Annotated in this window: 20 protein-coding genes and 1 pseudogene; 13 read left to right on the top strand and 8 right to left on the bottom strand. The window is 70.2% G+C overall.

Features of this window, described 5'->3' with window-relative positions; all coding sequences use genetic code 11:
* Positions 1 to 49: 49 nt before the first annotated feature.
* Genes ABEA07_RS06330 through ABEA07_RS06320 form a run of 3 tightly spaced genes read right to left on the bottom strand, consistent with a single transcriptional unit; the run spans position 50 to position 2,202 of the window.
* Complete coding sequence (locus tag ABEA07_RS06330; RefSeq protein ID WP_345536617.1) at positions 50 to 493, bottom strand: type II toxin-antitoxin system VapC family toxin; 444 nt, start codon at positions 491 to 493, stop codon at positions 50 to 52.
* Positions 490 to 813 carry a FitA-like ribbon-helix-helix domain-containing protein gene (locus ABEA07_RS06325; protein ID WP_345536615.1) on the bottom strand — a complete coding sequence of 108 codons (324 nt, stop codon included), beginning with the start codon at positions 811 to 813 and terminating at the stop codon, positions 490 to 492. Before ABEA07_RS06325 ends, ABEA07_RS06330 begins: the two co-directional genes overlap by 4 nt.
* A gap of 24 nt (positions 814 to 837) precedes the next feature.
* On the bottom strand, positions 838 to 2,202 hold the full coding sequence (locus ABEA07_RS06320) for an AmpG family muropeptide MFS transporter (protein ID WP_345536614.1): 1,365 nt from the start codon (positions 2,200 to 2,202) through the stop codon (positions 838 to 840).
* A 37-nt stretch (positions 2,203 to 2,239) separates the two neighbouring features.
* On the opposite strand from ABEA07_RS06320, the gene ABEA07_RS06315 reads away from it, so the two are divergent.
* Positions 2,240 to 3,076 carry a M48 family metallopeptidase gene (locus tag ABEA07_RS06315; protein ID WP_345536768.1) on the top strand — a complete coding sequence of 279 codons (837 nt, stop codon included), beginning with the start codon at positions 2,240 to 2,242 and terminating at the stop codon, positions 3,074 to 3,076.
* Between the two features lie 45 nt (positions 3,077 to 3,121).
* On the opposite strand, the gene ABEA07_RS06310 is transcribed toward ABEA07_RS06315, so the two are convergent.
* From ABEA07_RS06310 to ABEA07_RS06300, 3 genes are read right to left on the bottom strand one after another with little or no spacing between them, the layout of a single operon-like run.
* Positions 3,122 to 4,927: a cytochrome c biogenesis protein DipZ gene (locus tag ABEA07_RS06310; protein WP_345536613.1), complete on the bottom strand. Its 1,806-nt coding sequence runs from the start codon at positions 4,925 to 4,927 to the stop codon at positions 3,122 to 3,124.
* A gap of 24 nt (positions 4,928 to 4,951) precedes the next feature.
* Positions 4,952 to 6,268, bottom strand: coding sequence for an ATP-binding protein (locus ABEA07_RS06305; protein WP_345536612.1), 1,317 nt, complete (start codon positions 6,266 to 6,268; stop codon positions 4,952 to 4,954).
* Between the two features lie 6 nt (positions 6,269 to 6,274).
* On the bottom strand, positions 6,275 to 6,691 hold the full coding sequence (locus tag ABEA07_RS06300) for an organic hydroperoxide resistance protein (RefSeq protein ID WP_345536611.1): 417 nt from the start codon (positions 6,689 to 6,691) through the stop codon (positions 6,275 to 6,277).
* A gap of 201 nt (positions 6,692 to 6,892) precedes the next feature.
* On the opposite strand from ABEA07_RS06300, the gene ABEA07_RS06295 reads away from it, so the two are divergent.
* Complete coding sequence (locus ABEA07_RS06295) at positions 6,893 to 7,633, top strand: response regulator (protein WP_345536610.1); 741 nt, start codon at positions 6,893 to 6,895, stop codon at positions 7,631 to 7,633.
* On the opposite strand, the gene ABEA07_RS06290 is transcribed toward ABEA07_RS06295, so the two are convergent.
* Together ABEA07_RS06290 and ABEA07_RS06285 are read right to left on the bottom strand one after the other, a co-directional pair.
* Complete coding sequence (locus ABEA07_RS06290) at positions 7,630 to 7,788, bottom strand: hypothetical protein (protein WP_345536609.1); 159 nt, start codon at positions 7,786 to 7,788, stop codon at positions 7,630 to 7,632. The genes ABEA07_RS06295 and ABEA07_RS06290 overlap by 4 nt on opposite strands.
* Position 7,789: 1 nt before the next feature.
* Positions 7,790 to 8,365 (bottom strand): thioredoxin family protein, encoded by a 576-nt coding sequence (locus ABEA07_RS06285; protein ID WP_345536607.1) that lies wholly within the window; start codon positions 8,363 to 8,365, stop codon positions 7,790 to 7,792.
* Positions 8,366 to 8,654: 289 nt separating this feature from the next.
* Here ABEA07_RS06285 and ABEA07_RS06280 point away from each other — a divergent pair, with 289 nt between their 5' ends.
* The 11 genes and pseudogenes from ABEA07_RS06280 to ABEA07_RS06230 all read left to right on the top strand — a co-directional run bounded on the left by ABEA07_RS06280 (position 8,655) and on the right by ABEA07_RS06230 (position 18,920).
* Complete coding sequence (locus tag ABEA07_RS06280; RefSeq protein WP_345536606.1) at positions 8,655 to 9,074, top strand: SDR family oxidoreductase; 420 nt, start codon at positions 8,655 to 8,657, stop codon at positions 9,072 to 9,074.
* Positions 9,075 to 9,216: 142 nt separating this feature from the next.
* Entirely contained in the window at positions 9,217 to 10,893 is a 1,677-nt protein-coding gene (atzF, locus tag ABEA07_RS06275; RefSeq protein ID WP_345536766.1) for an allophanate hydrolase, read from the top strand.
* A gap of 58 nt (positions 10,894 to 10,951) precedes the next feature.
* Positions 10,952 to 11,107 (top strand): annotated as a pseudogene (locus ABEA07_RS06270) (ABC transporter ATP-binding protein); the annotation flags it as partial.
* Between the two features lie 67 nt (positions 11,108 to 11,174).
* A complete protein-coding gene (locus ABEA07_RS06265) occupies positions 11,175 to 11,381 on the top strand; it encodes an AtzG-like protein (protein WP_345536604.1) in 207 nt (68 codons plus the stop codon).
* Positions 11,378 to 12,805: an AtzE family amidohydrolase gene (locus ABEA07_RS06260; RefSeq protein WP_345536603.1), complete on the top strand. Its 1,428-nt coding sequence runs from the start codon at positions 11,378 to 11,380 to the stop codon at positions 12,803 to 12,805. The genes ABEA07_RS06265 and ABEA07_RS06260 overlap by 4 nt, the downstream gene beginning before the upstream one ends.
* Positions 12,802 to 13,233 (top strand): oxalurate catabolism protein HpxZ, encoded by a 432-nt coding sequence (gene hpxZ, locus ABEA07_RS06255; RefSeq protein ID WP_345536602.1) that lies wholly within the window; start codon positions 12,802 to 12,804, stop codon positions 13,231 to 13,233. The genes ABEA07_RS06260 and hpxZ overlap by 4 nt, the downstream gene beginning before the upstream one ends.
* Entirely contained in the window at positions 13,230 to 14,345 is a 1,116-nt protein-coding gene (locus tag ABEA07_RS06250) for a BMP family ABC transporter substrate-binding protein (RefSeq protein WP_345536601.1), read from the top strand. The genes hpxZ and ABEA07_RS06250 overlap by 4 nt, the downstream gene beginning before the upstream one ends.
* 256 nt (positions 14,346 to 14,601) lie before the next feature.
* Positions 14,602 to 15,681, top strand: a complete 1,080-nt coding sequence (locus ABEA07_RS06245) for an ABC transporter permease (protein ID WP_345536600.1) — start codon at positions 14,602 to 14,604, stop codon at positions 15,679 to 15,681.
* On the top strand, positions 15,678 to 16,598 hold the full coding sequence (locus ABEA07_RS06240) for an ABC transporter permease (protein WP_345536598.1): 921 nt from the start codon (positions 15,678 to 15,680) through the stop codon (positions 16,596 to 16,598). The genes ABEA07_RS06245 and ABEA07_RS06240 overlap by 4 nt, the downstream gene beginning before the upstream one ends.
* Positions 16,599 to 16,609: 11 nt before the next feature.
* On the top strand, positions 16,610 to 17,317 hold the full coding sequence (gene biuH / locus ABEA07_RS06235) for a biuret amidohydrolase (protein WP_345536597.1): 708 nt from the start codon (positions 16,610 to 16,612) through the stop codon (positions 17,315 to 17,317).
* Between the two features lie 16 nt (positions 17,318 to 17,333).
* On the top strand, positions 17,334 to 18,920 hold the full coding sequence (locus ABEA07_RS06230) for an ABC transporter ATP-binding protein (RefSeq protein WP_345536596.1): 1,587 nt from the start codon (positions 17,334 to 17,336) through the stop codon (positions 18,918 to 18,920).
* Positions 18,921 to 19,171: the final 251 nt, after the last annotated feature.

The raw sequence follows: 19,171 nt of genomic DNA, 5'->3' as shown, positions 1-19,171 counted from the left end.
CTAACAGCTGCGCGGTCCCCCGCGGGGACGTGAATGCCCTTCGACGCCGTCAGGACAAGCGGCCCAGGTGCGCCTGCGCGGCCTCGGCGAGGCGGCGGTCGAATGTGGCGAGCGGTGCCCTCAGCTCGGCGGCCAGCCACAGGTAGGCCGCGTCGTAGGCAGAGAGGTCGTAGCGCGCCGCCAGCTCGCACTGACCGATCACATCGACAGGATGCAGCGCCAGGTCGTAGGCCGCGTAGTCCGCCAGCGCCTGCGCCAGGGCTTCGGCCGGGAAATCGCGCCGCCGCTTCTCGATGGCGACATTGGCGATCTCGTGGTCGAGCAGGTTCGGGGCATGCAGGCTGCGGCCGATCAGTCGAGCCAGGGCTTCGTCGCGCTCCGGCTCGTCGAACAGGATCGCGCTGAGCGCACTGCAGTCCACCACCAGCGGTGGACGCAGATGGAAGGCCGCCGGCGGCTCGGCCACGTAGATGGCGGACACCGTGGTGCTCATCGGCTGTCTCGATCGGCACGGATGATGTCGACCGCCCGGGGACTGCCCTGCAGGGGCTCGGGAAACCGTGCACGGTGTTCCGCCGCGATCTGCTCGATCGTCTTGCCGCCGCGCCGCAGGATCGGCCTGCCGCCCCAGCCCACGCCGACCACCTCGGCACGCGGTGGAGGCGCGGGCGCCGGCGCTGGCTGCGAGGATTGGACGGCGTGTTCGATGATCGCCATCAGTTCGCCCTGGAGCGAGCGGTGGTTGCGCGCCGCGCGCTGCCGCAGGCGTTCGGCGAGCTCGTCGGGTACATCCTTGATCGATAACGTTGCCATGGGTCCGTCTCCGAAACGGTGCCATTATGGCGCCGTTTCGGCGACGGAGCCAGTCTGTTGTTGCCGTGCCGGCGCTTTCTTCGCTGCCAAAGCCACCAGCAGCAGCACGGGCACCCCCAGCGCAGCCGTGCCGGTGAAAAACGCGTGGTAGCCGAAGGCATCGACGAAGGCGCCGGAATACCCGGCGATGAACTTCGGCAGCAGCAGCATCAGCGAGCTGAACAGCGCGTACTGGGTGGCGGAATAGCTGACGTTGGTCAGGCTCGACAGATAGGCGATGAAGGCCGCGGAGGCGATGCCGCCGGCCAGGTTGTCGGCCGAGACCACCAGCACCAGGGCCGTGAGGTCGTGCCCGCGCGACGCCAGCCCTGCGAACAGCAGGTTGCTGGCCGCGCTGAGCACCGCGCCCAGCATCAGCACCCGCATCACGCCCAGCCGCATCGACAGCACGCCGCCGACGAAGGCGCCGGCCAGGGTCATCACCACGCCGTAGATCTTGCTGACGGTGGCGACCTCGTCCTTGGTGAAGCCCATGTCCACGTAGAAGGGGTTGGCCATGATCCCCATCACCACGTCGCTGATGCGGTAGACCGCGATCAGCGCCAGGATCAGCGCCGCCTGCCAGCGGTAGCGGCGGAAGAAGTCGGCGAAGGGTTCGACCAGCGCGCCCTCCAGCCACTGCCCCAGGTTCTTCGGCTTCGGCAATGCGACGCGTGCCGGTTCGGGCGACAGCAGCACGGTGAGGACCCCGATCGCCATCGACGCGGCCATCGCCAGGTAGGCCGTCTTCCAGGCGCCGTTCTGGTAGCCGGTGCTGCCGACGGTCTCTGCACCGGCCGCGATCCACAGCACGCCGGCACCGGCCCAGATCATGGCCAGCCGGTAGCCGGTCTGGTAGGCGGCGGCAAGGGCAGCCTGTTTGCGCGTGGCGGCCGATTCGATGCGGAAGGCGTCCAGCGCGATGTCCTGCGTGGCCGAGCCGAAGGCCACCAGCAGGGCGCACCACACCAGCGGCGCGAGCCCGGCGCGCGGATCGTTGAAGGCCATGCCCCCGAGACCGGCGATCACCATGAGTTGCGCCAGCAGCAGCCAGCCGCGCCGCCGGCCCAGCAGCGTCGTGAAGGGCGGAACGGGCAGCCGGTCGACCAGCGGCGCCCACACCCACTTGAAGCCGTAGGCCAGGCCGACCCAGCTCAGGTAGCCGATGGTGGTGCGGTCGATGCCGGCCTCGCGCAGCCGGAAGCTCAGCGTGCCCAGCACCAGCAGCAGCGGCAGGCCGGCGGAGAAGCCCAGCGCCAGCATGCGCAGGGTCGCGGGTTCGAGATAGACCTTGAGCGCATCGCGCCAGGGCAGGGCAGGGGGAGTGGGCTCGGCCGGGGATGCGGACATGAAGGGAAAGGTCGAGGAGCTCTCTTATTATTCCCGCATGTGTCTGCAATGCCCCTCCCGCTCCGGCCCCTGGCAGGCCCGCCGTGTATTCCTGCTCGCCGCCGTCGCGGGCGCGGCGGCCCCGGCCGCGCTGGCGCAGGTCGAGGTGGGCAAGGCCTCGGTGGCGCGCAACCTGGTCCCCGCCGAGAACGTCGAGCAGGCCGGCGTGCAGCAGTACGGCGAGCTGCTCGCGCAGGCTAAGGCCAAGGGCGCGCTGGCCGGGGAGGGCCATCCGCAGCTGCAGCGCCTGCGCGCCGTCGCGACGCGAATCATCCCCTTCACCCCGCAGTGGAACGAGCGTGCCGCCCGCTGGAAGTGGGAGATCAACCTCATCGGCAGCAAGCAGGTCAACGCCTTCTGCATGCCCGGCGGCAAGATCGCCTTCTTCACCGGCATCCTCGACCAGCTCCAGCTCAGCGACGACGAGGTGGCCATGGTGATGGGCCACGAGATGGCGCATGCCCTGCGCGAGCATGCCCGCGCGCGCCTGGCCAAGAGCGCCGGCACCGGCGCGGCCCTGTCGATCGGCGCCCAGCTGCTGGGCCTGGGCCAGGCCGGCGACCTGGCGGCGCGGGCGGGCACGCAACTGCTCACGCTGAAGTTCAGCCGCAGCGACGAGACCGATGCCGACCTGGTCGGCCTGGAGCTGGCGGCGCGCGCCGGCTACGACCCGCAGGCCTCGGTCTCGCTGTGGACCAAGATGGCCAAGGCCTCGAAGAGCGAAGGCGGGCTCGGCTTCCTGTCGACCCACCCGAGCGGCCCGGACCGCATCGCCAAGCTGAAGGCCAATGTGCCCAAGGTCGAGGGACTCTATCGCGCCGCGAAGCGAGGTTGAAGCGGCCGCTGCAACAGGACCGCGCCGAGCCTGGCGGATCGAGCTTCAGCCGAAGGTGAAGGCGTAGGCCTGCGCGCCGGGGTCGAGGAATTCGATTTCGAACAGCCGGTCGCGCGAACCCGTGGATTGACGCACCAGCTGGTACAGCCGCTGGCCCTCGATCGTGCCGATGCCCTCGGCGTCGACGTCCGAGCCATGGTCCCCGAGCGGCGGCTGGCCGTCCAGGCGCACCCTGAAGCGCACCGGCTTGCCGTCGGCCGCAGGGCCGAGCACCAGGTGCAGGTCGCGCGCATGGAAGCGCAGCGCGATGCGTCCGTCGGCGCGCGCCAGCACCGCGCGCTCGCTTTCGACCTTCCACTCGCCCGCCAGCGCCCATTCGTTCGTCCGCAGCGAGGACGGCTGCCGGTACACCGCCGCACGGTCGCGCACGATGCCGCCGTTCGAAGCGAATCCGTACGCGCCATGCGCATGGCCCAGGTAGGTTTCTTCGGTCAACACCGGCGCCTTGCCGGGTGCGGCTTCCACGCCCCGGCCTTGCGGCGCCGCGAGCGTGGAAGGCACGCCGGATCGCCCGGCCTCCGCCAGCAACTGCTGCAGCACCCGCTCCGACGCCTCGTACCCTCCTTCGCCGAACTGGTGATGGCGGATGCGTCCCTGCGCATCCACGAAGTAGAAGGCAGGCCAGTAGCGGTTGTCGAAACCGCGCCAGACCGAGAAGTCGTTGTCGATCGCCACCGGGTAGTCGATGCCGAGCTCCTGCACCGCCCGGCGCACGTTGGCAGGCCGCTTCTCGAAGGCGAACTCCGGCGCATGCACGCCGATCACCACCAGGCCTGCCGCCTTGTACTTCTGCGCCCATTCGCGGACGTAGGGAAGCGTGCGCAGGCAGTTGATGCACGAGTAGGTCCAGAAGTCGACCAGCACCACCCTGCCGCGCAGGCCTTCGGCGCTCAGCGGGGGCGAATTGATCCATTCGGTCGCACCGGCGAGCGAGGGCAGGCGGCCTTCGACGCCGAGCCGGAGCGCCGACGCGGGCGACTCGGCGGCCGTCTGGATCAACCCGCCTTCTTCCTGCCGTGCGCCGGCATCGCCGACAGGCGGGTGCGACTGCGTCTGAGACTTCCGGAGGCCGAAGCGATCGACCAGCGCCTGTTCCAGCGTGGAGGTCGTCCCCGACGAGATCTGCGCGAGCAGCCCGGTGTCCAGCCCCACTGCGATGGCGCCGACACCCGCCAGCACCGCAGCGCCCGCGGCGCGCCGCAGCCACTCGCCCGCGCGCAGCGAGCCCTTCAGGGAGGCGAACAGCCGGCCGCCGAAGAGCAGCGCGGCTGCCAGCGAGGTGCAGGCGCCGGCCGCGTAGGCCAGCAGCAACAAGGAACTGCCCACGCTGGCGCCGTTGAGCGCTGCGCCGGTCAGGATGAGCCCGAGGATCGGCCCCGCGCAGGGCGCCCACAACAGGCCCGTGCCCACGCCCAGCAGGAGCGGCGACAGGACGGAAGACCGTGGGCGCCCCCCGTGCATCTGCGCATCGGACAGCCGCACGCCCAGGGCCACCAGCGGCCGCGCCAGGCGATCGGCGACGGACGGAAACAAGAGTGTCACGCCGAACATCGACAGCAGCGCGATCGCCGCGTAGCGCCCGTACTGGTTGAGCTCGACCACCCAGCCGCCTCCCACCGCGGCCAGCGTGGCGACGCCGGCAAAGGCCAGCGCCATGCCCAGCAGCAGCGGCAGGCCATGCGAACGGAACGGACGATCGGCGCGCGCGAACACGAAGGGAAGCACCGGCAGGATGCACGGGCTCAGGACGGTGAGCACACCGCCCAGGTAGGCCACGAGGAAGAGGAGCATGGGGGGCTTTCGGTGGGCGCGGCTTCAGGCCGCGTCGGTGTGGAGCAGCGTCACGCGCGCTTCGAGCCCGCCTTCGCTGCGGTTGGACAATTGCAGCTGCGCGCCCATCGCGGTGGCGAGTTGATGCGCGATGGCGAGCCCGAGCCCGGTCCCGCCGGTGCTGCGGTTGCGCGAGCCCTCGACCCGGTAGAAGGGTTTGAGCACCGCCTCCAGCTCGTCGGGCGGAATGCCCGGCCCGTTGTCGAGCACGGCGATGACCAGGCGGTCTGCGAGTGGCTGCACCTGCACGCGCACGTCGGTGCCGAACTTCAGCGCGTTGTCGATCAGGTTCGCGAGGATGCGCCGCAGCGCGTTCGGCCGCGTCACCATCGGCGCGCCGATCCGGCCCTCCAGCCGTACCGGCTGACCCGCGTCCTCGTAGTCGGCGACCATGCTTTCGAGCAGCGCGTCGCCGTCGATGCGCGCCGGCGGCTCGGTCGCGCCGTGCAGGGTGCGCGCGTAGGTCACGCCCTCCTTCACCAGCGCGTGCATGGCGTCGAGGTCCTGGCGGAACTTGAGCTGGTCCTGCTCGTTGTCCATCAACTCGGTGCGCAGCCGCATCCGCGTGATAGGCGTCTGCAGATCGTGCGAGATCGCCGCCAGGATCTCCACCCGCTCGGCCATGTAGCCGGCGATGCGCCCCTGCATCGCATTGAACGCGCGTGCCGCGTGCGCCACCTCGGTCGGCCCGTTCTCGTCGAGCGTGCGTGCCTTCAGGTCGGGCCCCAGTTCGTCGGCCGCCGCGGCCAGGCGTGCCAGCGGCCGCGTGGCCAGGCGGACCGCGAACCAGGCACACAGGGCCAGCACCAGGAGCTGGACCGCCAGCACCCACATCACCCAGTTCGACACCGGCATGCCGACCCGGCGTGCGTCGACCGTCACCGGGCTCCCGTCGCCGAGCCGCACCTCGATGCGCAGCCCGTCGCTCGCCGTGCTCGACTGCGCCACCTTCACCGCCTGGAAGGGCCGCAGCGCGCGGACGATCGCGTCGGCGAACGCCTGCGCCGTCGGCGTCGCGGGCGCCGGGCCCTCGACACCGCCGCCCAGCATGAAGCGGTAGTTGCGCCGCTCCAGCCGCGCCAGCCAATCGCCCCGCTCCGCTGCCGGCAGCCGGTCGAGCACGGCGATCGAACTCGCGATGTCGCGCTCGATGCCGGTCATCATCAGCTCGCGCAGCGCCATGCCGCGCTCGTAGCGGATCGCTGCGAAGGTCAGCAGTTGCGCGATCGCGAGGCCGATCACGATGATCAGCGTCACGCGCGCGAACAGCGACCGGGGGACCAGGCGGCGCAGGGTGGACATGAACGTTCAGACGAGGTTGAGCTGGACGTCGATGTTGCCCCGAGTGGCCTTCGAATAGGGGCAGGTCTGGTGCGCCGTCTCCACCAGGGCCCGGGCCACTTCGGGGTCCACGCCCGGCAGGCTGACGTTGAGCCGCGCCTGCAGGAAGTAGGCGCCGTCCGTCGCGCCGAGGTCGATCTCGGTGTCGACCGCCAGGTCGGCCGGCAGCTTCACCTTCTTCTGTGCGGCGGCCAGGCCGATGGCGCCGATGAAGCAGGCCGACCAGCCGGCGGCGAGCAGTTGCTCCGGGTTGGTGCCGCGGCCGGCAGAGCCGGGTGACGAGAGCTGGATGTCCAGGCGGCCGTCGCTGCTGCGGGACGCGCCTTCACGGCCGCCCGTGGTGCGGGTCTTGCCGGTGTAGATCACTTGATCGATGCGGGTCATGGTGGATTCCTTCATTCCTTCGGTAGGCAGGGTGGTTGAGAACTGACGAAGGAATTGTTGGGGCCGGCCCTCTGGAATGAAGCGGTCTTCGTATGCGCGTGTATCCGGGGCGCAGCCCGCTACAGTAAATTTCACTGCGGGCCGCTGCGGCCTGGAAGCGGCGCTACATTGCGGGCTCGATGCCCGTCCAGCGAGGCCGCCATGACCACCCGCCCTTCCGACCACATCCTCATCGTCGACGACGATCGCGAGATCCGCGAACTGCTCAGCACCTACCTGGTCAAGAACGGCCTGCGCGTGGTGGCCGTGCCCACCGGGCGGCACATGCGGGCGGCGCTGGAAGAATCGGGCCCCTTCGATCTGATCATCCTCGACCTGATGCTGCCCGGCGAGGATGGCCTGACGCTGTGCCGCGACCTGCGCACGGGCAAGCACAAGGCGATTCCCATCCTCATGCTGACGGCGCGCAGCGAGGAAGCCGATCGCATCCTCGGCCTCGAGATGGGTGCCGACGACTACCTCGCCAAGCCCTTCTCCGCCCGCGAACTGCTGGCGCGCATCCGCGCGGTGATGCGCCGCACGCGCGCGCTGCCGCCCAACATGCGCTCCACCGAGTCGGCCCGGACGCTGGCCTTCGGCGACTGGCAACTGGACACCGTCGCCCGCCACCTGGTCGACGCCGGCGGCACGCTGGTCCCCCTGAGCGGTGCCGAGTACCGGCTGCTGCGCATCTTCCTCGACCATCCGCAGAAGGTGCTGAGCCGCGACCAGTTGCTGAGCCTCACCCAGGGCCGCGAGGCGGAGCTGTTCGAGCGCTCGATCGACCTGCTGGTCAGCCGCTTGCGGCAGCGGTTGCGCGACGATGCGCGCGAGCCGCGCTACATCAAGACTGTGCGCAGCGAGGGCTATGTCTTCGCATCGGGGGTGGAGGCGGTGGACTAAGGTCCCCTCGCCTGAGGCAGTCCTTCATAGGCACGCGGGCGCCTGTCCGGCTGCATGCGTTGCCGGGCCGTGATCGCATGGCAGCTCAGCGGATGGCGGATCTCGTGCGAGATGCCGCCCGCCAGGAAGAGCAGGGCGAACCAGATCTTCTTCATGTCATGAACCCGATGGTGACGGCTGTGACGGCGCCGGCTGCGCCAGCAGCGCCTGGATCTTCTTCTCTGTCTCGCCATAGCGCCCTTCGCCGAAGTGCGAGTAGACGATCTTCCCTTGCTTGTCGATCAGGTAGACGGCCGGCCAGTACTGGTTGTTGAACGCCCGCCAGGTCGCGTAGCTGTTGTCCTGCGCCACGGCATGCTGGATCTGCAGGCGCTTGACCGCGTCCTGCACGTTCTTGGTCGACTTCTCGAAGGCGAACTCCGGCGTGTGCACACCCACTACCACCAGGCCCTGGTCCTTGTACTTCTGGTGCCATTCCTTGACGTAGGGCAGGTGGTTCAGGCAGTTGATGCAGGTGTAGGTCCAGAACTCGACCAGCACCACCTTGCCGCGCAGTTCGTCGAGCTTCAGCGGGGGCGAGTTGATCCAGGTGTCGATGTTCTGGAAGTCGGGGGCCTGGCGGATTTCGCCCGCCGGCAGTTCACCGCCAGTCCCCGGCGTGGCGAAGCCGAGGACGGCCACCGAGGCGGCAGCGGCCATCGTGAGCGGCAATGCGATGGATCGGATGTTCATGTCATGACCTCGTGGCGGTGGAATGGCTGCATTCTTCGACGTCCGCGGCGCGCGCGAGCGGATTGCGTATGCCTCTGTATCCGCGGGAGGCAGGCATACAGTGCGTTTCGCATCCGCTCACCGGCATCTGCATCGACAACTTCGGTGCCGGGCCCGCGCCGGTTACGGGTTTGCAGGATCAGGCAAGAAGCGTCCGCGAATCGGCTAACGCTCCGCGGCCTCGCGTTCCTAGACTTCCCTCCCATCACCGCGACAACTGCGTCGCAGGCGCTTCATCGAGGAACGGAATATGTCGGGAATCCAGGACAAAGTTGTCGCCATCACCGGGGCCAGCAGCGGCATCGGCGCGGCCACCGCCAGGCTGCTGGCCCGGCGCGGGGCCCGCGTGATGCTGGGGGCACGCGGCATCGGCCGCCTCGACGCACTGGCACGCGAGATCACCGAGGCCGGCGGCACGGCCCACTACCAGGCGCTGGACGTGGTGCGACCCGCCAGCATGCAGAACTTCATCGACGAGGCCCAGGCGGTCTTCGGCCGGATCGACATCCTGATCGACAACGCGGGCGCGATGGCCACGGCCCCGGCCCGGTTGGCCGATGCAGGCGTGACCGTGTTCTCGCCCGAGGATCTCGCACGCGCCGTCGGCGCCATCTTCGAGTTCGCTGAAGTGGACACGGAGATGGAGACGCTGGCCACCGCCACCGGTTAGGGCCGCCGCAGCCTCTCCGGACCGAACGCGGCATGCGCGGCATGCGCGCGCTGGCACGCCGCTTGCATCACATCTTGTACACAAGACAGGATGCTTGACGATGGTGCATGAAGCAGCAGCCCCGTTTCGCGGCGTGGCCCGGATGCAGGACCCGCCCGCCGGCGCCGCCAACGCCTGGATCGCACGCCTGGACACGCCCCTGGCCGGCGCGGCGCAGGGCCCCTTGGCGGGCTTGCGCTTCGCCGCCAAGGACAACATCGACGTGGCCGGCGTGCCGACCACCGCCGGCTGCGCGGATTTCTCGCGCACGCCGGTGGCCCACGCCCATGTGGTGCAGCGCCTGCTCGATGCCGGTGCAAGCGTGGCGGGAAAGACCAACCTCGACCAGTTCGCCTGCGGCCTGAACGGCACGCGCTCGCCCTACGGCGCAGTGCCCAACAGCTTCGATGCGCGCTACGTCGCGGGCGGCTCCAGCTCCGGCTCGGCCTTCGTGGTGGCCACGGGCGAGGTGGACTTTGCCCTCGGCACCGACACTGCAGGCTCGGGTCGCGTGCCGGCCGGCCTCAACAACATCGTGGGCCTGAAGCCCTCGCGCGGATTGATCAGCGCGCGCGGCGTGGTGCCGGCCGCCCAGAGCGTGGACTGCGTGTCCATCTTCGCGCCCACCGTCGGCATGGCATGGCGCGTGATGAAGGCGGCGATGGGCTTCGACGCCGCCGATCCTTACTCGCGCCGGCTGGTGCTGGCGGCGCAGCCCCTGCCGGCGCGCTTCCGCTTCGGCCTGCCGCGCTCGCCGCGCTTCTTCGGCGATGCGCTCTCGCTGGCCGCCTTCGAGCAGGCGGTCGCGCAGATGGTGGCGCTCGGCGGCACGCCCATGCCCATCGACTACACGCCCCTGGCCGAGGCCGCGGCCATGCTCTACGACAGCGCCCTCGTGGCCGAGCGCTACGCCGCGGTGCGCAGCTTCTTCGACGGCCACCAGAACCGGGTGATCGAACCCGTGCGCAGCATCCTGGCCGACGGCCGCCGCTACAGCGCCGCCGACTACGTCGAGGCACGCACCCGCCTTCAGGCGCTGGCCCGGCGTGCCGAGGCCCTGTGGGAGGGCCTCGACCTGCTGGTGGTGCCCACCTTTCCCTCCCACTACACCATCGACGCGATGCGCGCCGCCCCGGTGGTCCTCAACCGCAACCTGGGCGAGTACACCAACTTCGTCAACCTGCTGGACTACGCCGCACTGGCCGTGCCCTCGGGCCTGCGGGAGGACGGGCTGCCCTTCGGCATCACTCTGATCGGCCCCTGCGGCAGCGACCTGCAACTGGCCGGGCTGGGGCAGCGCTTTCATCACGCGACCGGCCTCACGCAGGGCGCCACCGGCCGCCCCTTGCCCGCGCCCGAGCCGCTGCCGCTGGAGGCGGCCACGCCCACCGTGCAGATCGCCGTCGTCGGTGCCCACCTCTCGGGCATGCCGCTGAACGGGCAGCTCACCGAGCGCGGCGCCATCCTCGCCGCGCAGACGGCCACGGCGCCGCACTATCGGCTGTACGCGCTGCCGGGCACGGTGCCGCCCAAGCCCGGCCTGGTGCGCGTCGCACCGCCGGACGGCGCGGCCATCGCCGTCGAGGTGTGGCAGATGCCGCTGGCGCACTACGGCAGCTTCGTCGCCCTGATCCCGGCGCCGCTGGGCATCGGCACGCTGGAGCTCGCCGATGGCAGCCGTGTGCAGGGCTTCCTGTGCGAGCCGCTGGCGCTCGAAGGCGCAGAGGACATCACCCGGCTCGGCGGCTGGCGCCGCTACATCGAATCCCGCGAGGCATGACATGGTGCTTTTCCATGCGCATTGCCTCCTCCGGCCCCTCGCAGCGCTGCCGCGGCCGAAGTTGCTGCTGCTCGCCAAGCGGCCGACCCGCGTGGCCGAGATCTTCGCGCGCGGCGATGCATGGCCGCGCACGGTCGAGACCTTGCGCGCGCCCAGCTTGGTCGCGGCGAAGAAGCAGAGCCTCGAAATCTTCCGGCGCGAAGTCCGTCGATGAAATGGCTCCCTGGCATGGTCTTCGCGTGATCCAAGGCGGAGAAGCTGTGAACGAAGGACGGCACGACATGACGCCCAAGACGATCGAAGCCTATGTCGACGCGGCGGCCGCCGCGCTCGACCTGCCCCTGCGCCCGGACCACCGCGCCGGCGTGCTGCGCTACCTGGCCCTGGCCGCGGAGTTCGCGGCGGTGGTCGAAGCGGTGCCGCTCGATGCGCACGACGAACCCGCGGTCCACTTCACGCCGGTGGTGCACACGGAGTGGTCGGAATGACGCCGGCGGCCCTGCTCCTGAAGGATGCCGCGGCCATGGCGCAGGCCGTGCGCTCCGGTGCCGTGAGCGCGGTCGCCCTGGTGCAGGCCAGCCTGGACCGCATCGCGGCCACCGACAGCCGCATCAACGCCTTCACCGGCGTGATCCGCGAGCGCGCCTTGCGCCGCGCCGGGCAGGTGGATGCCTCGCTCGCGTCCGCGCACGGCGTGCGCACCGGCGAGCTGCCGCTGCTGGGCGTGCCCTTCGCGGTCAAGAACCTGTTCGACATCGCGGGGCTGCCCACCCTGGCCGGCTCGAAGATCGAGGCCGGGCGCGAACCCGCACGCGGCGATGCCACCCTGGTGCGCAGGCTCGAGCGCGCGGGCGCCGTGCTGGTGGGCGCGCTCAACATGGACGAGTACGCCTACGGCTTCACGACCGAGAACAGCCACGTGGGCGCGACGCACAACCCGCACGACCTGGATCGCATCGCGGGCGGCTCCTCCGGCGGCTCCGGCGCGGCGGTCGCGGCCGGGCAGCTGCCACTCACGCTGGGTTCGGACACCAACGGCTCGATCCGCGTGCCGGCCTCGCTCAACGGCGTGTTCGGCCTCAAACCCACCTTCGGCCGCCTGCCGCGCACGGGCAGCTACCCCTTCGTCTCCAGCCTGGACCACCTGGGCCCCTTCGCGCGCACGGTGCGCGACCTCGCGTTGGCTTACGACGCGATGCAGGGCCCCGAGCGGCTCGGGCCGCGCGACCCCGGCTGCGCGCAGCGCGACATCGAGCCGGTCACGCAGAGCCTGACGCGCGGCGTGCAGGGGCTTCGCATCGGCGTGCTCGGCGGCTGGTTCCGGCAGCACGCGCAGCCCGAGGCGCTCGCAGCGGTGGACACGGTGGCGCGGGCGCTCGGCGCCAGCCGGATGGTCGAGCTGCCGATGGTCGAGGCCGGCCGCGCCGCGGCCTTCCTCATCACCAATGCGGAGGGTGCCGCGCTGCACCTGGAGGACTTGCGCGCGCGGCCGCAGGACTTCGAGCCGCTGTCACGCGACCGTTTCCTGGCCGGCGCGCTGCTGCCGGCGGCCTGGGTGGCGCGTGCCCAGCGCGTGCGCCGCCTCTACGCCGAGCAGTCGGCCCGTGTCTTCGAACGCTTCGACATCCTGCTGGCCGCGGCCACCCCCTGCGCCGCCACACCGATCGGCGCGGAGTGGATCGAGCTGCACGGCCGGCGCATGCCGCTGCGCCCCAGCCTGGGCGTGCTGACCCAGCCCATCTCCTGCCTCGGCCTGCCCGTGTGCGCGGTGCCGGTGTGGGGTGCGCACGAGCGGCTGCCGATCGGCGTGCAGGTCATCGGCGCGCCCTGGCGCGAGGACCTGGTGTTGCGCGTGGCCGCCGCGCTCGAATCCGCAGGCGTGGTTCAGGCACCGGTGGCGAGGCTCGCATGAAAGACGCCACGACGCCTTCCGTCAACCTGCCCGAGGTGCTGGCCGAGGTCGAGGCCGCCTTCGCGCGCTACGAGGACGCGCTGGTCCACAACAAGGTCGAGGTGCTCGGCGAACTCTTCTGGGACAGCCCGCACACGCTGCGCTACGGCGCGACCGAGAACCTCTACGGCTACCCGGCCATCCAGGCCTTCCGCGCGGCGCGCTCCGCGCAGGGCCTGGCGCGCCGGGTGCTGCGCACCGTCATCACCACCTACGGCCGCGACTTCGCGACGGCGAACTGCGAGTTCCAGCGCGAGGGCAGCACCAGGACCGGCCGCCAGAGCCAGACCTGGATGCGCACCGCCCAGGGCTGGCGCGTGGTGGCTGCGCACGTGAGCTTCATCGAAGCTGAATCCCCGACCCCTTCCACTCCCGGAGCACACCCATGAGCCAGTTGAACCGCCGCGAATCCATCCAATCCCTTGCCGCGCTCGCCTCCGCGTCCACCCTCGCTGGCTGGAGCGCACTGGCCCGCGCGCAGAAGCCGCTGACCGTGGGCGTGATCTACGTCGGCCCGCGCGACGACTACGGCTACAACCAGGCGCACGCCCAGGCCGCGGCCGAGTTGAAGAAGCTGCCCGGCATCAAGGTGGTCGAGGAAGAGAACGTGCCCGAGACCGCGGCCGTGCAGAAGACCATGACCGGCATGATCGCGCAGGATGGCGCGAAGCTGCTGTTTCCCACCTCCTTCGGCTACTTCGATCCGCACATCCTGGCGCTCGCGCCCAAGAACCCGGAGGTGCGCTTCTCGCACTGCGGCGGCCTGTGGGCCGAGGGAAAGCATCCGAAGAACGTGGGCAGCTTCTTCGGCTACATCGACGAGTGCCAGTACCTCAACGGCGTGATCGCCGGGCACATGACCAAGAGCAACAAGATCGCCTTCGTGGCTGCCAAGCCGATCCCGCAGGTGCTGCGCAACATCAACGCCTTCACCCTCGGTGCGCGCTCGGTCAAGCCCGGCATCACCTGCAGCGTGATCTTCACCGGCGACTGGTCGATGGCGGTGAAGGAGGCCGAGGCCACCAACAGCCTGGCCGACCAGGGCTGCGACGTCTTCACCATGCACGTGGACGGCCCCAAGGTGGTGGTCGAGACCGCGGCCAAGCGCGGCAAGATGGTCTGCGGCTACCACGCGAGCCAGGCGAAACTGGCGCCCAACGCCTACCTCACCGGCGCGGAGTGGAACTGGCTCACTGCCTACAAGGCCGTCGTCGAGGCGGCGCAGTCCGGCAAGCCGCATCCCAACTTCCTGCGCGGCGGGCTGAAGGAAGGCTACGTGAAGATGTCGGCCTACGGACCGATGGTGAGCGACGCGGCGAAGAAGAACGCAGAGGACACCAAGGCGAAGATGCTCGCCGGCAGCTTCGATATCTTCCAGGGTGGGCTGAAGGACAACAAGGGCGCGGTCGTCATTCCTGCGGGCAAGGCGCTCAAGCAGACCGACCTCGAACTGGAAAAGATGAACTACCTGGTCGAGGGCGTGGTCGGTTCCGTCGGCTAGGCATGAAGCGCTCCCCCAGGCTCCCCCACTTCGTGTGGTCCGCCAACCCCCTCACCGGGGGCGCACCCAGCGGCCCGGCGAAGCCGGTTCCACGGGTGCTCCCGAACAGGCCCGGCTTCGCGGCCTCGTGTTTCATGCGTCACGGGTCTCGCGATCGCGTGGTGGAGAACTGGGTGTCTGCCCGACGGCTTTTCACTCGCTGCGTCCGTGCAACTCCATCCCCCGAGGGGGAGGCCGGCATCTTCTCGGGTCCGTTATGTCCAATGCACTGAAGGAAGCCGCCCTGCCGGTGTTCGCCATCGCGGCGGCGCTGCTGCTGTTCGGCGTCTTCGTCTGGTTCGCCGGTGCCAGTCCGCTGGAGGTCTGGGTGATCCTGTTCAAGGGCGCCTTCGGCGACTGGTTTTCCTGGCAGAACACCCTGCAGCGCGCCGCGCCGCTGATGTTGACCGCGCTGTGCGTGGCGATCCCCGCGCGTGCCGGGCTGGTCATCATCGGCGGCGAGGGCGCGCTGGTGCTCGGCGGCCTGGCCTGCGCGGCCGTGCCCTACGTGCTGCCGCTGCCGGGCAACGCGCTCGGTTCGCTGGCCTTGTGCATCGCCGGCGCCCTCGCGGGGGCGCTGTGGATCATGCTGGCCGGCTGGCTGCGGCAGTACCGCGGCATCAACGAAACCATCAGCAGCCTGCTGCTGGCCTACGTGGCGATCGGGCTCTTCAAGCACCTGGTGGAAGGCGTACTGCGCGACCCGGCGAGCCTGAACAAGCCCGCCACCCGTTCGCTGGCCGAGGGGCTGGGCATCGGCGGCATCGGCGGGTCGGACGTGCACTGGGGGCTGGTGATCGGCATCGCCGCCTGCGTGGTCGCAGGCCTGTGGCTGCGTGCCACGGCCTCCGGCTTCGCGGTGCGGGTGGTCGGGGGCAACCCGCGCGCGGCCCAACTGGTGGGCCTGCCGGCCAGCCGGCTGATCCTCGCGGCCTGCGGCATCGGCGGCGCCTGCGCGGGCGTGGCCGGCGCAGTGGAGGTGGCCGCGGTCCACACCAATGCCAACGCCTCGCTGATCGCGGGCTATGGCTACGCGGGCATCCTGGTGTCCTTCATCGCGCGCCACAACCCGCTGGCGGTCATCCCGGTCGCGATCCTGTTCGGCGGATTCGGCGCGGCGGGCAGCCTGCTGCAGCGGCGGGTGGGCCTGCCCGATGCCTCGGTGCTGGTGCTCCAGGGCATGGCCTTCGTGCTGATCCTCGCGAGCGAGGGCCTGCGAATGGTCGACTGGAAGAAGCTGCTGAAGCGCCACGCCGCGCCGCTGCCCGAGCCGCCGTTGCGAAAGGAGCCCGCATGACCGCGGACCCATGGATCGCCCTCGCGGCCGGCATCGTCGGCGGCGCGTTGCGCGTCGGCGTGCCCTTTCTGTTCGTGAGCCTGGGCGAGTGCCTCACCGAGAAATCGGGCCGCATCAACCTCGGCCTGGAGGGCGTGCTCGTGCTGTCGGCCATGGCCTCCTTCGGGGGAGCCTGGCTCACGGGCTCGGCCTGGCTGGGCGTGCTGATCGGCGCGGCGGCGGGGGCCCTGCTCGCGCTGCTGCACGGGCTGTTGTGCTCGCTCGACGGCGTCAACGACGTGGCCACCGGCATCGCGCTGATGCTCTTCGGCACCGGGCTGGCCTTCTACCTGGGCAAGCCGCTGATCCAGCCGCAGGCGCCGCAGCTGCCGGCCATCCCGCTGGGCGACTGGAGCGAGAACCCGGTCGTGCGATCGGCCCTGCAGGTGAACGCGCTGGTGCCGTTGGGCATCGTGCTCGCCATCGCGATGGGGTGGGCCTTCGCGCACACGCGCATCGGCCTGCTGGTGCGCATGGCGGGCGACTCGGCGAACGCGACGCGGGCGCTGGGCTATTCAGTGGCGGGGCTGCGCATCGCGGCGACCACGGCCGGCGGCTTCATCGCCGGGCTGGGCGGCGCCTCGCTCACGCTCTTCTATCCGGGCAGCTGGAACGAAGGCATCTCCAGCGGGCAGGGCCTGATCGCGGTGGCGCTTGTCATCTTCGCGCGCTGGAGCCCGCTGCGCTGCATCGGCGCCGCGCTGCTCTTCGGCGGTGCCGGCGCCATCGGACCGGCGCTGCAATCCATCGGCGTGGGCTGGGGCTACCACCTTTTCAATACGGTGCCCTATGTGCTCACGCTGCTGATCCTGGTGCTCACCTGCAGGCCGGGCAGCGTGGCTGCCGGCAGCCCGGGCGAGCTGTCTTCCACCCGTTGAACCGACCCGCCATGAGCAGCACTGCCGAGCGCTATGTTTCCGCCGACCCTTATGCATGGCCCTACAACGGCGCGCTGCGGCCCGACAACACCGCGCTGATCGTGATCGACATGCAGACCGACTTCTGCGGCACGGGCGGCTATGTCGACGTGATGGGCTACGACCTCTCGCCGGTGCAGGCGCCGATCGAGCCCATCGCGCGCACGCTGGCGCGGCTGCGGGCGCTGGGCTTCGGCATCATCCACACGCGCGAAGGCCACCGGCCGGACCTGGCCGACCTGCCGGCCAACAAGCGCTGGCGCTCGCGGCAGATCGGCGCCGGCGGCGTGGGCATCGGCGATGCGGGGCCCTGCGGCCGCATCCTGGTGCGCGGCGAACCCGGGTGGGAGATCATCCCCGCGCTGGCGCCGCTGGCCGGCGAGGTGGTGATCGACAAGCCCGGCAAGGGCTCCTTCTATGCCACGGACCTGGATCTGGTGCTGCGCACGCGCGGCATCGAGAACCTGATCCTCGCCGGCATCACCACGGACGTGTGCGTGCACACCACGATGCGCGACGCCAACGACCGCGGCTTCGAATGCCTGCTGCTGTCGGACTGCACCGCGGCGACCGACCACGGCAACCACCTGGCGGCGCTGAAGATGATCACCATGCAGGGCGGCGTGTTCGGCGCGCATGCCACGTCGGCCGCGCTGCTCGAAGCGCTGGCCGCCATGTAGAGGGGGAGTCTGGCTCATGGACCACCCCGCTGTTCACCCGATCGGCGCGCTGCCCGCCGCCAACGGCGCGCTCGCGCTGGACACCTATCGCCTGAGCAAGCGCTTCGGCGATTTCACCGCGCTGGACAACGTGAGCCTGTACGTCGAACCCGGCAGCGTCCATGCGCTACTGGGCGAGAACGGCGCCGGCAAGAGCACGCTGGTCAAGTGCGTGGCCGGCTTCCAGCGCGCAGAGGAGGGCAGCATCCTCATCGATGGGCGCGAGCAGGACATCGCCAACCCGGTGGTGGCGCGGGCGCTCGGCATCGGCATGGTCTACCAGCACTTCACGCTGGCACCGGGCATGACGGTGGCGGAGAACCTGCTGCTGGCCGGCGGCCGCACGCCCGCGCTGATCGACTGGAAGCGCCAGCGCGCCGAGCTGGAGGACTTTCTGGCGACCACGCCTTTCCGCTTGGACCTGGACCGGCACCCTTCGGCGCTCGCGGCCGGCGAGAAGCAGAAGCTCGAGCTGCTCAAGCAGCTTTACCTGAAGCCGCGCCTGCTGATCCTGGACGAGCCGACCTCCGTGCTGACGCCGCAGGAGGCGGACGAGGTGCTGGGCCACGTGCGGGCCTTCGCGCGCAGCGGGCTGTGCACCGTGCTGATCATCACCCACAAGTTCCGCGAGGTGATGGCCTATGCGGACAACGTGACGGTGCTGCGGCGGGGCAAGGCGGTGCATCACTGCCGGGTGGACCAGACCGATCCGTCACGGCTGGCCGCCGCGATGATGGGGGAGGGCGAGGCGCCGCCGCCCGAGGGCGACGCCGTGACGGCCGACGCGGCCCGGCCCGTGCCCGCTGCGGATGCGCCGGTGGCGTTGCGGGTGCAGGGGCTGCGCGCGCAGGGCGACCGCGGGACGCTGGCGGTGCACGACCTGAGCCTCGATGTGCGCGCGGGCGAGATCCTGGGTGTGGCGGGTGTCTCGGGGAACGGGCAGCGCGAGCTGGTGGAGGCGCTGGTCGGGCAGCGTGCGCGGCTGGGCGGCGAGGTGAAGGTGATGGGGGAGCCTTACCTGGCGCGGCGCGAGGAGAACCGGCGGCTGAAAGTGCGCAGCCTGCCTGAAGAGCCTTTGCGCAATGCCTGCGTGGGTGAACTCAGCGTGGCGGAGAACATGGCGCTGCGCGATTTCGACCAGCCGCCGCTGGCGCGGGGAGGGGTGCTCGACTTCGGGGCCTGGCGGCGGCGAGCCCGGGCCTGGATTGCCGAGTATGGGATCAAGACACAAGGCGAAGGGGCGCCGATTCGCAGCCTCTCCGGGGGCAACGTGCAGCGCGCGGTCCTGGCGCGTGAGCTCGCGGGGGATATCAACGTACTGGTCGCGGCGAATCCGGTGTTCGGGTTGGACTTTGCGGCGGTGGCGGAGATTCATGGGCGCATCCGGCAGGTGCGGGCGCGTGGAGGAGCGGTGCTGCTGATCAGCGAGGACCTGGATGAATTGCTGGAGATGGCGGATCGGATCGTGGTGATGAGCGAAGGGCGGATCGTGTTCGAGACGCCGGTGGAGGCGGCCGAGCGGCATGTGCTGGGGGCGCATATGGGTGGGGGGCATCACGCTTGAACGCTGTCTTGCTTTCGCCGGTTTTGGGCTGGGTGTTGCTGGGTCTCCCTTTGGGTGAGGGCACTGGGCCTTTGCTTTGGCGTTGTTCTTGTTGTTGCTGGGGAGGCTGGGATTCGCCACGCGGGTCTTTGTTTTGGCCTTGCTGGTTGTGTGGCGCAGGAGCCGGGAATTCGCCCCGGCGGGCGACTTACTTTTCTTGTCTCGCCAAGAAAAGTAAGCAAAAGAAGGCGACCCCACTGTGCGCGTCCCTC

The organism is Variovorax defluvii (assembly GCF_039541515.1).
Taxonomy (GTDB): Bacteria; Pseudomonadota; Gammaproteobacteria; order Burkholderiales; family Burkholderiaceae_C; genus Variovorax; species Variovorax defluvii.
Note: the sequence above shows the minus strand (reverse complement) of the source record. Positions and strands in the feature narration are given on the sequence as shown.

What these genes read in the sequence shown, in the direction of transcription:
- ABEA07_RS06330 (WP_345536617.1), bottom strand. Translation starts at nt 493, where the DNA reads ATGAGCACCACGGTGTCCGCCATCTACGTGGCCGAGCCGCCGGCGGCC.
- ABEA07_RS06325 (WP_345536615.1), bottom strand. Translation starts at nt 813, where the DNA reads ATGGCAACGTTATCGATCAAGGATGTACCCGACGAGCTCGCCGAACGC.
- ABEA07_RS06320 (WP_345536614.1), bottom strand. Translation starts at nt 2,202, where the DNA reads ATGTCCGCATCCCCGGCCGAGCCCACTCCCCCTGCCCTGCCCTGGCGC.
- ABEA07_RS06315 (WP_345536768.1), top strand. Translation starts at nt 2,240, where the DNA reads ATGTGTCTGCAATGCCCCTCCCGCTCCGGCCCCTGGCAGGCCCGCCGT.
- ABEA07_RS06310 (WP_345536613.1), bottom strand. Translation starts at nt 4,927, where the DNA reads ATGCTCCTCTTCCTCGTGGCCTACCTGGGCGGTGTGCTCACCGTCCTG.
- ABEA07_RS06305 (WP_345536612.1), bottom strand. Translation starts at nt 6,268, where the DNA reads ATGTCCACCCTGCGCCGCCTGGTCCCCCGGTCGCTGTTCGCGCGCGTG.
- ABEA07_RS06300 (WP_345536611.1), bottom strand. Translation starts at nt 6,691, where the DNA reads ATGACCCGCATCGATCAAGTGATCTACACCGGCAAGACCCGCACCACG.
- ABEA07_RS06295 (WP_345536610.1), top strand. Translation starts at nt 6,893, where the DNA reads ATGACCACCCGCCCTTCCGACCACATCCTCATCGTCGACGACGATCGC.
- ABEA07_RS06290 (WP_345536609.1), bottom strand. Translation starts at nt 7,788, where the DNA reads ATGAAGAAGATCTGGTTCGCCCTGCTCTTCCTGGCGGGCGGCATCTCG.
- ABEA07_RS06285 (WP_345536607.1), bottom strand. Translation starts at nt 8,365, where the DNA reads ATGAACATCCGATCCATCGCATTGCCGCTCACGATGGCCGCTGCCGCC.
- ABEA07_RS06280 (WP_345536606.1), top strand. Translation starts at nt 8,655, where the DNA reads ATGTCGGGAATCCAGGACAAAGTTGTCGCCATCACCGGGGCCAGCAGC.
- atzF (WP_345536766.1), top strand. Translation starts at nt 9,217, where the DNA reads ATGCAGGACCCGCCCGCCGGCGCCGCCAACGCCTGGATCGCACGCCTG.
- ABEA07_RS06265 (WP_345536604.1), top strand. Translation starts at nt 11,175, where the DNA reads ATGACGCCCAAGACGATCGAAGCCTATGTCGACGCGGCGGCCGCCGCG.
- ABEA07_RS06260 (WP_345536603.1), top strand. Translation starts at nt 11,378, where the DNA reads ATGACGCCGGCGGCCCTGCTCCTGAAGGATGCCGCGGCCATGGCGCAG.
- hpxZ (WP_345536602.1), top strand. Translation starts at nt 12,802, where the DNA reads ATGAAAGACGCCACGACGCCTTCCGTCAACCTGCCCGAGGTGCTGGCC.
- ABEA07_RS06250 (WP_345536601.1), top strand. Translation starts at nt 13,230, where the DNA reads ATGAGCCAGTTGAACCGCCGCGAATCCATCCAATCCCTTGCCGCGCTC.
- ABEA07_RS06245 (WP_345536600.1), top strand. Translation starts at nt 14,602, where the DNA reads ATGTCCAATGCACTGAAGGAAGCCGCCCTGCCGGTGTTCGCCATCGCG.
- ABEA07_RS06240 (WP_345536598.1), top strand. Translation starts at nt 15,678, where the DNA reads ATGACCGCGGACCCATGGATCGCCCTCGCGGCCGGCATCGTCGGCGGC.
- biuH (WP_345536597.1), top strand. Translation starts at nt 16,610, where the DNA reads ATGAGCAGCACTGCCGAGCGCTATGTTTCCGCCGACCCTTATGCATGG.
- ABEA07_RS06230 (WP_345536596.1), top strand. Translation starts at nt 17,334, where the DNA reads ATGGACCACCCCGCTGTTCACCCGATCGGCGCGCTGCCCGCCGCCAAC.